Genomic DNA, 13,827 nt, shown 5'->3' with positions numbered 1-13,827 from the left:
CGCCGCAGCCCGCCTCTCAGCGTTTGCGCGATTTCGGTGGCTTGGCTCCGCGGCCGGCCCGCCGTGCGGCTTCTCGGCGCTCACGCCGGGTGCCACCAGCGGACACACCTGCGGGCTCGCCACCATTGCGCCGCTGCACCTGCGCTGAACCGTCTTCCGACGGCCCGGTGTAGGTAAGCTGCTGCTCTCCGTCGTCAACTCCCTTGGCGCGCAAGGGAGCTGGCGCAGCGCTCGCCCTCTCCTTCGTCGCCACTGCACCACCCTGCCGGTCGGCTTCGGACGCCGCGAGCTCGCTGAGCCCTTCCGGCGCAGGCACGGGCGCCACCGTCGGAGCGGGCGCGGCTTCCACCGCGACGTTGAACAAAAAGCCGACGGACTCCTCTTTGAGGCCTTCGAGCATGCCCATGAACATGTCGTAGCCCTCGCGCTGGTATTCCACCAGCGGGTCGCGCTGCGCCATCGCGCGCAGCCCGATGCCCTCTTTGAGGTAGTCCATCTCGTAGAGATGTTCGCGCCACTTGCGGTCCAGAACCGAGAGCAGCACCGTGCGCTCGAGCTGACGCATTGCCCCTTCGCCGGCCAGCGCGTCGATCTCGGCCTCCCGCTTGGCGTAGGCCTGCTCGGCATCGGCGAGCACCGCGTCGAGCAGCTCCTCGCGCGTGAGGTCGTCGACGTCGTCGTGGCGGTGGGTCAGCTGCTTGTAGTCGATGCCCACCGGATACAGCTGCTTCAGCGCCGTCCAGAGCTGCTCCAGATCCCAGTCCTCGGCGTAGCCCTCCGCGGTGGCGCCGTTGACGTACGCGGTGACGACGTCCCGGATCATCTTCAGGGCCTGGTCTTTGAGGTTTTCGCCCTCGAGGATGCGACGACGCTCGGCGTAGATCACCTTGCGCTGCTGGTTCATCACCTCGTCGTACTTGAGGACGTTCTTGCGGACCTCGAAGTTCTGCTGTTCGACCTGCGTCTGGGCGCTCTTGATGGCGCGGGTGACCATCTTGGCCTCGATCGGCACGTCGTCGGGCAGGTTGAGCCGGGTGAGCAGCGACTCCAGCGTCGCGCCGTTGAACCGCCGCATCAACTCGTCACCGAGCGACAGGTAGAACCGCGACTCGCCAGGGTCACCCTGACGCCCGGACCGGCCGCGCAACTGGTTGTCGATGCGCCGCGACTCGTGCCGCTCGGTGCCGAGCACGTAGAGCCCGCCGGCCTCGATTACCTCTTTGGCCTCGGCCGCCGCTTCCGCTTTGACCTTCGCGAGCTCGTCGTGCCATGCCTGCTCGTAGTCCTCAGGCGTTTCCACCGGGTCGAGGCCACGTTCGCGCAGCCGCTTGTCGGTAAGGAAGTCGACGTTGCCGCCCAGCACGATGTCGGTGCCACGGCCGGCCATATTGGTGGCGACGGTGATGGCGCCGCGGCGGCCGGCCTCGGCGATGATGCCGGCTTCCTGCTCGTGGTACTTGGCGTTGAGGACGTTGTGCGGGATGCGCCGCTTCTGGAACTGCCGAGACAGGTATTCCGAGCGTTCGACGCTGGTGGTGCCGATCAGCACCGGCTGACCTTTCTGATACCGCTCGGCGACGTCGTCGACCACCGCGAGGTACTTGGCTTCCTCGGTCTTGTAGATGAGGTCGGGCTTGTCCTCGCGGATCATCGGCTTGTTGGTGGGGATCGACACCACGCCGAGCTTGTAGATCTCGTGGAACTCCGACGCCTCGGTCTGGGCGGTGCCGGTCATGCCGGCGAGCTTGTCGTAGAGGCGGAAGTAGTTCTGCAGCGTGATCGTGGCCAGCGTCTGGTTCTCGGCCTTGATCTCCACGCCTTCCTTGGCCTCGATGGCCTGGTGCATGCCCTCGTTGTAGCGGCGGCCGATCAGCACGCGGCCGGTGAATTCGTCGACGATCAGGACCTCGCCGTCGCGGACGATGTAGTCCTTGTCGCGGTGGAACAGCTCCTTGGCCTTCAGCGCGTTGTTGAGGTAGCTGACCAACGGCGAGTTGGCCGCTTCGTAGAGGTTGTCAATGCCCAGCTGGTCTTCGACGAACTCGACGCCCAGCTCGGTCACACCGACGGTGCGCTTGCGGATGTCCACCTCGTAGTGGACGTCCTTTTCCATCAGGGGCGCGAGGCGGGCGAACTCGGTGTACCAGTTCGACGCGCCCTCGGCCGGCCCCGAGATGATCAATGGCGTGCGGGCCTCGTCGATGAGGATCGAGTCCACCTCGTCGACGATCGCGTAGTTGTGGCCGCGCTGCACCAGGTCCTCGAGCCGGTGGGCCATGTTGTCGCGCAGGTAGTCGAACCCGAACTCGTTGTTGGTGCCGTAGGTGATGTCGGCGCTGTAGGCCACCCGCCGCTCGTCGGGTGTCATGCCGGCCAGGATGACGCCGACGTCGAGGCCCAGGAAGCGGTGCACGCGCCCCATCCACTCGCTGTCGCGTTTGGCCAGGTAGTCGTTGACCGTGACGATGTGCACGCCTTTGCCCGCGATCGCGTTGAGGTAGGCGGGCAACACGCAGGTCAGCGTCTTGCCCTCACCGGTCTTCATCTCGGCGATGGTGCCGAAGTGCAGCGCCGCGGCACCCATCACCTGCACGTCGAACGGCCGCTGGTCCAGCACCCGCCAGGCGGCCTCGCGGGCGACGGCGAACGCCTCGGGCAGCAGGTCGTCGAGATCCTCCCCGGATGCGTAGCGCTTCTTGAACTCCTCGGTCTTCGCCCGCAGCTCGGCGTCGCTGAGCTTCTCTACGTCACCGGACAAGCTGCCGACATAGTCTGCGACGCCCTTGAGGCGTTTGACCATGCGACCTTCACCGAGGCGCAGCAATTTCGACAGCACAGATATCCCCTATGGGTTGACGTCTTCGGCGTACCCCATGGTAGGCGAGAGTGCGACAGGCCAGTCAGAGCTCGCCGCGGGGTTCAGGCTGTCACGGCGGTTACGCCAGCCGGATCAACCCGTAGTCGTAGGCGTGCCGTCGATACACGACAGAGGGCTTGTCGGTCTCTTTGTCGTGGAAAAGGAAGAAGTCGTGGCCGACGAGCTCCATCTCGTAGAGCGCGTCGTCGACGGTCATCGGCGTCGACGGGTGCTCCTTGACCCGCACGATGCGCCCGGGCTCGTGGTCGTCGACGGCGATGCCGTCGACCGGTGGTGACTCGGCGGCCTGGTTGTCCAACGGCGGTACCGCAGCGGCGGTGGCTTCCGCCAGCGAGACCGGGGTCTTGTCGCCGTAGTGGACCTTGCGCCGGTCTTTGCTGCGGCGCAGCCGGTTCTCCAGCTTGTTGACCGCCGACTCGAAAGCGGCATAGAAGCTGTCGGCGCACGCCTCGCCCCGGACCACGGGGCCACGCCCCCGGGCCGTGAGCTCCACGTGCTGACAGTTCTTGCGCTGGCGGCGGTTCTTCTCGTGGTAGAGCTCTACGTCGAACAGGTAGATGGTGCGGTCGAACCGCTCGAGGCGGGCCAACTTCTGCGACACGTACACGCGGAAGTGGTCGGGTATCTCGACGTTGCGCCCCTTCACCACGACCTCGGCGCGCGGCGTGGGTTCAGCATCGTCGGTGTCGGCCAGGACTCCCCCGCGAGCGGGAGATGTCCCCAGATCGGATTCCACGGATCGGCTTGGCATGCTTGACAACTCGTTTCTGTCGCGGAGTCGCACGCGGTCCGGCGTGCCGGGTTCTGTGAAACAAAACCGGTGGATCGCGACCTACGCCTTCGCCACCCACCGGCACAAGAGGTCGAAAGACTCACCTCCTACCGCTGTCGGTAAGTGGCGCCCCGGTGGTTCGAGGCGGCCGAGTCACTGTTGCTTGGTCCCGACGGTAATGGTGTTCACCGCCGCGTGCCACCCCTTTCTCTCACCCGTTGCCTGTTCTTCATGTGTCACGCATGGGCGATGGCGAGCACCGCCGCCACGCGGGCTCCTGCGGCATGCAGGATGCGGACCGATTCGGCGGCAGTGCTGCCGGTGGTGACGATGTCGTCGACGAGAACGACGTCGCCGTGGGGGCTTCGGCGCAGCACGATGCGGCCGCGCACATTGCGCTGCCGCGCGCTTGTCGAGAGGCCGACTGAGTCGCGTGTGCGTGCCCGCATGCGCAGCGCGGCGACGACCTCCACGCCGTCACGGGTGGTGGCGACGGCGCGCGCAATGCGGGTGACGGGGTCACCGCCGCGGCGCCGCGCGGCAGACCGGCGAGTGCGCCGGCACCAGCGTCAGCGGCAGGCCGACGATCCCCCAGCCGACCAGCCGGTCCAGTCCTTGGCCCGTTGCCTGCGACAGTGGTGTCAGCAGGTCGGTGCGGCCGTGTTCCTTGGCGGCGACGATCGCGGCCCGGCGGGCGCCGGCGTAGCGACCGAGCGAGAACACCGGCACCTCTGAGTCCACGCGTGGGGTGACCAGTCGAGGGTCGTCTTCTGTGAGCGTCAGCTCGCGCGCGCAGGCGTCACACCATCGTGTCGCCGGCATACCGCAGCCACCGCACTCCAGCGGCAGGACAAGGTCAAGCATGGCGCCAGTGTGGCGAGAGCCACCGACAGGGCGACGGCAATGCTGCAGGGGCTCCAACGCAAGTGAGTCGACGATGTCACTCGTTCTGAACCGGTTCGTCGGCGAGGGCATCGATGAAGCCAACGGCGACATAGTCGACCTTGCTCATGTCCAGCCGCTGATCACGTCCAAGCGTGTTGTCGATGACAAAGGCGATATTCACAGGAAACGCCTTCATACCGGGATGCAGTTGCGTGCCGACGAATCGGCTACATATGACCAACATATAGATCCACACAAACGGTCCATTACCGTCGTGAGCACGGAACTCGGGTTGTGTACGCTCCCACACGAAATCAGCTGGTGGGTGATACTTGATTGGGCGGTCAAGTAATACGGTTATGTAATCATCCCTATCCGGACCTGGTATCCACCGCCGGAGGCTTGCCGTTAGCGGGATCTGCGCCTCCAAGTCAGGTGGGCCAAAATCGAGGTTTCGTAGTTCGATTCTTGCCAACTCGATCCTCTCGTCAGTGCCGTCATGAGCATTCTGTTCTCTTGCGTGTGATCCCAGCTCGGCAACGGCAATCCTCCTCGGCTAGCAACTCGTGCAATTCCTCATAAGAGATGGTCAACACATCACTCATTGGCTCCTCCCAACTTTGCAAAACGGCGTAGATGTCAGGGTGCTGCCTGATCACATAGCGATGCATGGATCGCCGCTTCCCAGGTTCGACATTGTCGATACAGTTGATTGCGGTGAGAAGTCGCTGATCCGGAAGATCTTTCTCTATGCGGTCATCGAGGCCACCATCTCTCCATCGCCAAAAGACCGGATCAGCGCGGCACTCGGTCCTGAGAGAATCGCCCATCTGCGCGATGACGTATTTTCCGCATTTTCCATCCGCGAGAAGACCGCGGCCACGGTCACCGACGGAGTGGATCGCCGTTCGGTAGTCGAAGCGAGAACGAAGAAGGCGTCTGCCTCTTGCCGTATGACATAGCCGGTCCAGTCCGGGAACGGGTACCCCCTGCGGAGCGAGAGGTCGCTTCCAATCCAGGCCGGCGAGTTCCAAGGAGTGCGGCCCTTCGTCTTTCGCCATAGGTTGCGCGACTGCTCGTACTGCCGAAGGAAGTCATCGACCGAACCTCCTTCGCCGGTGGGCCGCATACCGTTCTGTTCAAACCTCATTAAGTAACCTCTCGAAGAAAACCGAGCTCGGTCATAGTTTCAACCGCATCCCGTACTTCGAAAAACTGCTCTGCAATATCTTGTTTCGACATTGTTGAACACGTGACATAAGCTTAGCTTAACCGTCATCTGCCTTTTGCTCCTTTGCATACGAGATGAGCTCATCCAGTGCCGCCGTTAGTCTGCGTCGACGCTCAGGGTCGCTAAGATTTTCCAAATGCACTGGAAGATCATCGGCAATAATGTCAACTAATTCCGAGTGTCTGGCCTCTCGCAAATCAAGGATAGGCACATTCGCGGCTTCCAGTTCTGATAGATACCTACTTACGTTCGGGTCCGATGCTTCCTTCGCAAGATAGTCGAATACGTAAAAGATGAGCTGCGCACTCTCGGCCCAATGATGCTTGCGGAAGAATATACTTCCCGCCATTAACGACCCCTTCCTGTGAAGACGTGTCCGTGCCGAATGCCCCCGACGCCCAATAAATTGTGCCCTTGGAAGTCGTTAATGGAGATTGAAGGCCACAGGTCACCGAACATTTCACTAATCTGCTCGATGGTTTGGGAGAAGATGAGATATCTCAACCATGATTAGGGAATTCGTCGCCGACTTGGAACATCGACATAATTTCATCGCAGGCTTGGGGAAGCAAGTGTGTTAGTTCTACCAACCTAGCCGTGCCGGTGGAGCTGTTCTTCGCCGCAGCGACTCTGCTCCCGGACGAATCAACAAGCCACTGGAGGGAGTCATCGTCGGGTATCAATGAATAACCTTCGCAAACTTCCTCAGCCTTGAAAGGCAGATTGACAAGCGCTATTCGTCGGCTGGCGCGCACACCTTGCCCGAAAAGCGCGAGGAAATATCGATCGAGCGCACGACGATCGGCAGCTGCCAATTCGAATTTCTCAGCGCCAGAACGGTTGGCCTTGATCACGGTGTACCAACCCTGCGGCTCGCGTCGGATGTAGAAGACTATTTCTCCGCCATTGTTAACCAGACGTGTGGCGTCCCCGTCGACTTCGTGCTCCTTGAAGCCGGCCGCCACCGCTAAGGCGGCAACATCAGCGGACGGCTCGTAGCAGTTATTGCTCACTTCAGGGCTGCACGCTCTAATAATCGCCATACAAACACCGCGTCGCCTCCCCCATCCAAAGTCATCGCTTGCATAGCCTTACCTTCGCTCCCAAAGGCAGGAGCTACCTTGGATATCTCGATTCAATTCTTACATCTGAGGGCATGCGTTGCGCTTCGGGAAGCGCGCCCGCCGCTGGCGCTGTGGGGGTGGGAGATCCGCCGGCCGACGCCGGCACTTTCACGTCGGCGGCCGACTGCCCCGGGGTTCGCGCCGGTGCCCGATCGATTGTGCTCTTGCAGGTCGACCGATGGGCATTGGAAGGTCACGCGTCACCGAACATTTCACTGATTTGCTCGATCGTTCTTGGGAGAAGATGCGATAACTCAACCAAGTATGACTTGCCAATGTCACCGGCTCGCGCGACAGCGAGTTTACTACCATGCTCGTCAATCAACTGATGCTTACCATCGTCCATCTGCACGACAGTATAGCCAGTATTCGTGAACTCTATTTCTTGCGGCAAAGGTATGAGAGGCAATCTTCGGCTAACGCGGAGGCCTTGTCCAAAGATAGTGAGGAAGTGGCGATCAAGTACTGCATGATTTCCAGCCGCAAGCTGAAACTGCGCCGCGTCAGAGCGGTCCGCAGTACATACAACAAACCAGCTGCGATCGCTCGGCCTGATATAAAATCGGGTCTCACCGCCCTTATTCGATAGGATCGTTGTCTCGTCGTCGCATTGATGTTGTCGATAACCAGCCGCAGCAGCAAAAATCGCAACCTTGGCCGGCAACTGATAGCAGCCATTGCTCATTTTATGGAGCCCGTTCGTAGCAGTATATGTACGGGAAATCTCGCTCCGGCATTGTCAAATATGACCATTTGTAAGCCTCCCCCATCGCGGCCGAATACCGGTGCTACCTCCGACACTTCGGTCCTCCACTCGTCAGGAAGCGTGCCACTTAAACGGTATTGGTAGTAGGAATGCCGCAAAGACCCCGACAGGGGAGACTTCGTTGCCCGAAGGAGGCCGGAACACCCATTTTCCATGACACCGAAGAATTTCCCATCTGGGTCGCCTACCGTTCCTGGACCTGCGCCGAGCGTGTGGTTGAGTCACGCATTATGCGAATCCGCGTACATCAACCCAACACTCGGCCTCGAGGGTAAGCGCCCAGATCACCCCGGCAGCACCGGCACGGCACCGGCAATCATCAACGCCCGCACCTCGATCCACCGCTGCTCGTTCTCGGCAGCAGCGCTCGACAACTGCAGCACGCCGCGCTGGTCGGCGACGTACACGGTCGACGGGTTGGCCACCACCGTCGACACCGGGATTGTGATGTTGCGCGAGGGCGCATCGGAATTCACGCCGTCGAGGTTCACATACGACACGGGATGCTGAGGGTCGGTGCGGCTGACGACGATATCGTCCCCCGTACGCCACGACAGCGACACCACCGACGCGCCGAGACCGAAGCCTAGCCGGCGCGGATACGTCAACGCGTATTCACCGCCAGGTGTCTGTTCGACGGTCGCGAGAACCACTTGGCCGTTGATCACCATGGCCGCCCGGGTCCCGTCCCGCGACAGCTGCAACTCCGTGACCGGACCGGGAAAGCGCGTCGTCACCGCCGTCGCATTGACCGGAATGCGGGCGGGCTGGCCCGACGCCGCCTCCTGAATCACCCGCACCACGTTGACGCCGTCGACCACCACCCACACCGCATTGTCCAGCGACCAGCTAGGACGGGTGATGGTGTGCCCGTCTGTAGCCTCCACCGCGACACCGCCGCTGGGCCCGATCCACAGCGACGCCGCCGCGTCCGGCTGTCCACCGCGCAGCACCACCACCGACGCGACGTCGCGGCCGGTGCGCGACAGCATCGCCGCCTTCTGCTCCGGCATCTGGCCGAACGAGCCGGGCATCCGCGGTGCGTTGTCGTTCTCCACCGACACCAGCGACCCGCCCACCAGCGCATGCAGACCGGCCGACGCACCGTCGTCGGCGCCCGGGTCCGTCGATGCGACGTCTGTGGCCTCCCACCCGTTGGCGAACCGGTCGTCCAGCGCGGCGCCGTCGGCGTTGATCACGTACGGCCCCGCGATGCCGGAGCGCGCGAACGTCCAAATGATCTGCGCCGCAACCAGTTGCCGGCTGTGCGGATCGGTGGTCGACAATCCCTCCAACTCCACGCGGGCGCCGCCGTAGCCGCGGCCGATGCCGGTCTTGCCGCCGTCGGCCCGGGTCACCGGCCCACGCAATTTCAGGGGAGGAGCCAGCATGTTGCGCACCGAGTGAGCCATCTCCGGTCGCGGGCCCGCGATCAGTTTGCTCACCAGTTCGGTGGGCAGCTGGTCGGGATCGGCCACTGCGACGTAGCGCGGATCGGGTACGACGGTCTTGCCGGTCGGGTCGGCGAAATAGAGGTTGTGACGCTTGTAGGTCGCCTGGAACTGCTGCCAGTCAAGGAACACTCCGTTGGGCAGGCGGTCGATGCGCCAGCCGCCGCTGGTTTTCACCAGTTCGATCGGCCCGGGGTCGGGCAGCGCCCCCTCCCCCGTCTCGAACACCCCCATGTCCGACAGCGAGCCGAGGATGTCGGCTCGCATGTTCACCGAAACCCGGTCCGCACTTCGGGTTTCGAGGAACACGACGTTGTCGATCAGTAGCGAGCTGCCCGCGTCGTCCCAGCCACGCGACGCCGACTCCGTCAGGAATTGACGGGCCGCCAGGTGCCGGTTGGCGGGATCCGCTGTGGCCTTGAGGAACTCGCGCAGCAGCACGTCGGGGTCCATGCCGGGAGTGGGTTTGGGCAGGCTCGGCGCCGGCGAACGCTCCACCGTCCCGATCGCTTGAGGCGCCGACGACGACGGCACCCCGGCGCAGCCGGACACGGCCACCACAATGACGGCCGCCAGCGCGACGACCACGGCCGGCAGGCGTCTCATACCTTCTCCGCAGCCTCGCGCTGTCGCGGCGCGCGAGGATTTGGCTGCGGCGCAACGGGTTTGAGCGGCAGCGGGCTCGTCGTCACCTTGTGGCCGCGCACCAGAGGCAGCGTCAACCGGAAACAGGCGCCCTTGCCGGGCTCGCCCCACGCCTCGAGTCGGCCCTGGTGCAGCCGGGCGTCCTCGATGCTGATCGCCAGGCCCAGCCCGGTGCCGCCGGAGCGGCGCACCCGCGACGGGTCGGAGCGCCAGAACCGGCTGAACACCAGCTTCTCCTCGCCTGGGCGCAGGCCGACGCCGAAGTCGCGGACGGTGACGGCGACGGTGTCCTCGTCGGCCGCCATCCGGATCTGTACCGGTTTGTTCTCGGCATGGTCGATAGCGTTGGCGATCAGGTTGCGCAGGATCCGTTCGACACGGCGCGGGTCGACCTCGGCGATCACCTCGTGATCGGGCAGGTCCAGTTCGAGTTCGACGCCGGCGTCGTCGGCGAGGTGGCCGACATTCTCCAGCGCGTTGCGCACGGTAGTGCGCAGATCGAGCTGCTCGACGGACAGCTCGGCCACGCCGGCGTCGTGACGAGAGATCTCGAGCAGGTCGTTGAGCAGGGTCTCGAAGCGGTCGAGTTCGCTGACCATCAGCTCGGTGGACCGGCGCAGCGACGGGTCGAGTTCTTCGCTGTGGTCGTAGATCAGGTCGGCGGCCATCCGCACGGTCGTGAGCGGCGTGCGAAGCTCGTGGCTGACGTCAGAGGTAAAGCGCCGCTGCAGATTTCCGAACTCTTCGAGCTGGGTGATCTGGCGCGACAGGCTTTCAGCCATGTCGTTGAACGACACCGCGAGACGCGCCATGTCGTCCTCGCCACGCACCGGCATGCGTTCGGTCAGATGGCCTTCGGCGAACCGCTCTGCGATCCGCGACGCCGACCGCACCGGTTGCACCACCTGCCGTGACACCAGCAGAGCGATCGCGGCCAGCAGCACAAGCAACACCAGGCCGCCGGTCAGCATGGTGCCGCGAACCAGCGCGATCGTGCTTTCCTCGCTGGACAGCGGATAGATCAGGTACAGCTCGAGGTTGGACACCGGCCCGGTGGTGGGGCTGCCGACGATCAGCGCCCGGCCGGTGAACCCCTCGGTGTGCACGGTCGCGTACTGGTAGCTGACTTGGCCAGCCTTGACGAAGTCGCGCATGGTTTCCGGGATCTGGGTGACCGGGCCGGCGGAGGTGGCCGCGCGAGGACCGTCGCCGGGGACGACGAGCACGGCGTCGAACGCGCCGCCCAGGTTGCTGGCGCCGGGGTCGGTCTTGCGGTCGATCAGCGTGTTGCGGGCCAGCTGAAGACTGCTGTCCAGGGATCGGGTTTCTTCGCCGCCGACGATGCCGCTGACGGTGGCGCGGGCCCGATCTATCTCCTCGGTGGCGGCGCGGACCTTGGCGTCGAGCACGCGGTCGGTGATCTGGCTGGTCAGTACGAAACCGAGGACCAGAATCACCAGCAGCGACAAGCCCAGCGTCAGCGTGACGACACGCAGCTGGAGGGATCGCCGCCAAGCGAGACCGATGGCGCGACTCAACGCGCCGAGGCCACGCAGCAGTGGCGCGGTGCGCCGAATGCGCCGCCTGGAACCGAAGATCACGGCGACCGCCGAGCGGTCAGATTGACGGCGACCGCGCAGCGGTCATGGAACGCAGCGACCGCCGAGCGGCCACCGATCACGGAGGGCCGGCCTTGTATCCCACTCCTCGAACAGTCAGCACCACTTGCGGGTTCTCGGGATCCTTCTCGACCTTGGCCCGCAGCCGCTGAACGTGCACGTTGACCAAACGGGTGTCGGCGGGATGCCGGTATCCCCACACCTGTTCGAGCAGCACATCACGAGTAAACACCTGCCGCGGTTTACGCGCCAACGCCACCAGCAGGTCGAACTCCAGCGGGGTCAGCGAGATCTGCTCGCCTTGACGGGTCACCTTGTGGGCGGGCACGTCGATGTCGACGTCGGCGATCGACAGGATCTCAGCGGGCTCGTCATCGTTGCGCCGAAGCCGCGCGCGCACCCGTGCCACCAGCTCCTTTGGCTTGAACGGCTTCATCACGTAATCGTCGGCGCCGGACTCCAGACCGAGGACGACGTCCACGGTGTCGGTCTTGGCGGTCAGCATCACGATCGGCACGCCGGAGTCCGCCCGCAGCACCCGGCACACGTCGATGCCGTTCATCCCCGGCAGCATCAGGTCAAGCAGCACCAGATCGGGGCGAAGTTCGCGTACCGCGGTGAGTGCTTGGGAGCCGTCGCCGATCACCGCCGTGTCGAAACCCTCGCCGCGCAGCACGATGGTGAGCATCTCGGCGAGCGATGGATCGTCGTCGACCACAAGAATCCTTTGCCTCATGGTGTCCATGGTGTCACCAGATCGGGATAAAACCCGGCTACCACACGCGCATGTCCTGGAATAAGGCGCAACGCGTCGCTTGACTCACGGAAACAGGAAGCTTGCCAGCACCGCCGTGTTGACGTCGGCGCGCGCGATCTTCCAGGGCCCGCCGAAGTCGTTCTCGGCGAGCCCCCGGTACACCTCACCGGTGCGGCGCTGCAGGTCGTCGTCACGTTCATAGGAGTCGCGGGCCCGGCTGTCCTCGGTGGCCTCGCGATGTTGCGCGCGGGCCTTCGCCAGGTCGGCGGGCACATCGAGAAGCACCTGCCAATCCGGGGCCGGCATGTGAAGCCGCTCGTATTCGAGCCTCTTCACCCATTCGACCACCTCACCGTCGGCGTCCTGGCGCAGCCGCGCGGCGCTGTAGGCGGCGTTGGAGGCGACGTAGCGGTCGAGGATGACGACGTCGTGCGTGGCCTTGAGGTGGTGGATCTCGTCACGCGCGGCGGCGCGATCCAGTGCGAACAACACCGCCATCGCATACACCGACGACGCGAGATCGCCATGGTCGCCGTGAAGCGCCTCGGCGGCGATGTCCGCGCTCACCGAATGCCCGTAGCGCGGGAACGAAAGCATCGCGACCGATCTGTGGTTCCGCTCATACTGCGCCCGCAGGCCGTCGCACAAGGTGCGCTTGCCGGCGCCGTCGACGCCTTCGATCGCAATGAGGACCCCCGCCACACCGGACAACGTACGCGAGTTCGCTACGGCACGGACCTACTGAGCTCGGCGAGTCCAGGGGCAGCGACGTGTTCAAATGGTGGTGCTGATGCCAACTCAGCCGGAGGTGGACGTGTGCTCGAGATTGCCGATGGCGGTGGCGTGCCTGCTGCTCGTGGCCGGGTGTCAGTCGAGCCTGCGCTACGAGTTCTTCGGCCTAGCGGACGTGACGGTGAATGAATCTCTCAATGGACGGCATATCGAGCTGAACAGCGGTCAGGTGCTCGACATCGTCTTGCCGGACGACTATGAGAAATCCAAATGTCAGTGGCACGATGAGGAAAAGTACGACGTCACGATCCTCGAGCATCTCGGGGGAAAATACGAGCCTGGCCCTGCTGACAAAAACGGTGGCACCTTCACGAGTAGGTATCGGGCGGCACGAGCGGGAACCGTCCACGTCACGCTGGTTCAGCAGGACAATGCCTATCCACCGCACGTCGCCGGACGATTTGCGCTCGATGTGACAGTGCGTTAGTCGCGACGGCCGGCCTAAATCGGCCCGATGGCGTTCGCCACGATGAAGCCGGTGACGAAAATCGCTATCGCGGCCGGCACCGAGAGGAGACCGATCAATATTCCTCGGCCAGCCTGGCTTACTCTGCCAGTGCTTCTGGCAAGGAAGATCGCAACTACCAGAACGATCAATATCGGCGGTAGAAATATCGGAAAACCGATGATGGCGTACGGACCCAAGAACCAGAGGTAAGAATTCAGAAGGAAGATAGTGATGAGTGTCGACAGAAAACTGACGGGACCATAGCGGTCCTGGATCACCGCGCAATGCTCGCTGTGCTCGCTCACCACCGAAACATCCAAAACGCAAAAATCGACGCACCGAGAAGGACGGCAAGTGAGCAGCCGGCCATACTGACGGCGAGGCCCCGCGCGCGCGGCGAACGGGAGAAGGCAAATAACCCTGCGATCAGCAGACCCGCCAACGTCGAGATACCCGCCG

Annotated in this window: 12 protein-coding genes and 1 pseudogene; 2 read left to right on the top strand and 11 right to left on the bottom strand. The window is 63.7% G+C overall.

What is annotated here, in order from left to right:
- Positions 1–16: 16 nt before the first annotated feature.
- The 4 genes and pseudogenes from secA to AC5Y39_RS09310 form a co-directional block, all read right to left on the bottom strand.
- Positions 17–2,836 (bottom strand): preprotein translocase subunit SecA, encoded by a 2,820-nt coding sequence (gene secA / locus AC5Y39_RS09325; protein WP_500018193.1) that lies wholly within the window; start codon positions 2,834–2,836, stop codon positions 17–19.
- A 100-nt stretch (positions 2,837–2,936) separates the two neighbouring features.
- The gene (hpf, locus tag AC5Y39_RS09320; RefSeq protein ID WP_500018191.1) at positions 2,937–3,629 is read right to left on the bottom strand and encodes a ribosome hibernation-promoting factor, HPF/YfiA family; all 693 of its coding nucleotides are present in this window, start codon (positions 3,627–3,629) and stop codon (positions 2,937–2,939) included.
- Positions 3,630–3,886: 257 nt separating this feature from the next.
- Positions 3,887–4,514: pseudogene (locus AC5Y39_RS09315) on the bottom strand (ComF family protein).
- Between the two features lie 76 nt (positions 4,515–4,590).
- Positions 4,591–4,731, bottom strand: coding sequence for a hypothetical protein (locus AC5Y39_RS09310; protein WP_500018189.1), 141 nt, complete (start codon positions 4,729–4,731; stop codon positions 4,591–4,593).
- 448 nt (positions 4,732–5,179) lie between these two features.
- Between AC5Y39_RS09310 and AC5Y39_RS09305 the strand changes: the two genes are divergently transcribed.
- The gene (locus AC5Y39_RS09305) at positions 5,180–5,497 is read left to right on the top strand and encodes a hypothetical protein (RefSeq protein ID WP_500018188.1); all 318 of its coding nucleotides are present in this window, start codon (positions 5,180–5,182) and stop codon (positions 5,495–5,497) included.
- A gap of 769 nt (positions 5,498–6,266) precedes the next feature.
- On the opposite strand, the gene AC5Y39_RS09300 is transcribed toward AC5Y39_RS09305, so the two are convergent.
- The 6 genes from AC5Y39_RS09300 to AC5Y39_RS09275 all read right to left on the bottom strand — a co-directional run bounded on the left by AC5Y39_RS09300 (position 6,267) and on the right by AC5Y39_RS09275 (position 12,830).
- Positions 6,267–6,779 carry an Imm61 family immunity protein gene (locus AC5Y39_RS09300; protein ID WP_500018186.1) on the bottom strand — a complete coding sequence of 171 codons (513 nt, stop codon included), beginning with the start codon at positions 6,777–6,779 and terminating at the stop codon, positions 6,267–6,269.
- A gap of 304 nt (positions 6,780–7,083) precedes the next feature.
- Positions 7,084–7,575, bottom strand: coding sequence for an Imm61 family immunity protein (locus AC5Y39_RS09295; RefSeq protein ID WP_500018184.1), 492 nt, complete (start codon positions 7,573–7,575; stop codon positions 7,084–7,086).
- 365 nt (positions 7,576–7,940) lie between these two features.
- Entirely contained in the window at positions 7,941–9,713 is a 1,773-nt protein-coding gene (gene lpqB / locus AC5Y39_RS09290; protein ID WP_500018182.1) for an MtrAB system accessory lipoprotein LpqB, read from the bottom strand.
- Entirely contained in the window at positions 9,710–11,353 is a 1,644-nt protein-coding gene (gene mtrB / locus AC5Y39_RS09285) for an MtrAB system histidine kinase MtrB (protein ID WP_499907738.1), read from the bottom strand. The genes lpqB and mtrB overlap by 4 nt, the downstream gene beginning before the upstream one ends.
- A 76-nt stretch (positions 11,354–11,429) precedes the next feature.
- A complete protein-coding gene (gene mtrA, locus AC5Y39_RS09280) occupies positions 11,430–12,116 on the bottom strand; it encodes a two-component system response regulator MtrA (RefSeq protein WP_499907737.1) in 687 nt (228 codons plus the stop codon).
- A gap of 75 nt (positions 12,117–12,191) precedes the next feature.
- Complete coding sequence (locus AC5Y39_RS09275; protein ID WP_500018180.1) at positions 12,192–12,830, bottom strand: dTMP kinase; 639 nt, start codon at positions 12,828–12,830, stop codon at positions 12,192–12,194.
- Between the two features lie 76 nt (positions 12,831–12,906).
- Here AC5Y39_RS09275 and AC5Y39_RS09270 point away from each other — a divergent pair, with 76 nt between their 5' ends.
- Positions 12,907–13,347 (top strand): hypothetical protein, encoded by a 441-nt coding sequence (locus AC5Y39_RS09270; RefSeq protein WP_500018178.1) that lies wholly within the window; start codon positions 12,907–12,909, stop codon positions 13,345–13,347.
- Positions 13,348–13,361: 14 nt separating this feature from the next.
- On the opposite strand, the gene AC5Y39_RS09265 is transcribed toward AC5Y39_RS09270, so the two are convergent.
- Positions 13,362–13,673, bottom strand: a complete 312-nt coding sequence (locus AC5Y39_RS09265) for a hypothetical protein (RefSeq protein ID WP_500018176.1) — start codon at positions 13,671–13,673, stop codon at positions 13,362–13,364.
- Positions 13,674–13,827: the final 154 nt, after the last annotated feature.

It is taken from the genome of Mycobacterium sp. NGS39, from assembly GCF_059812765.1.
The sequence above is the reverse complement of the archived record's forward strand: the minus strand, read 5'-3'. Positions and strand labels throughout refer to the sequence as shown.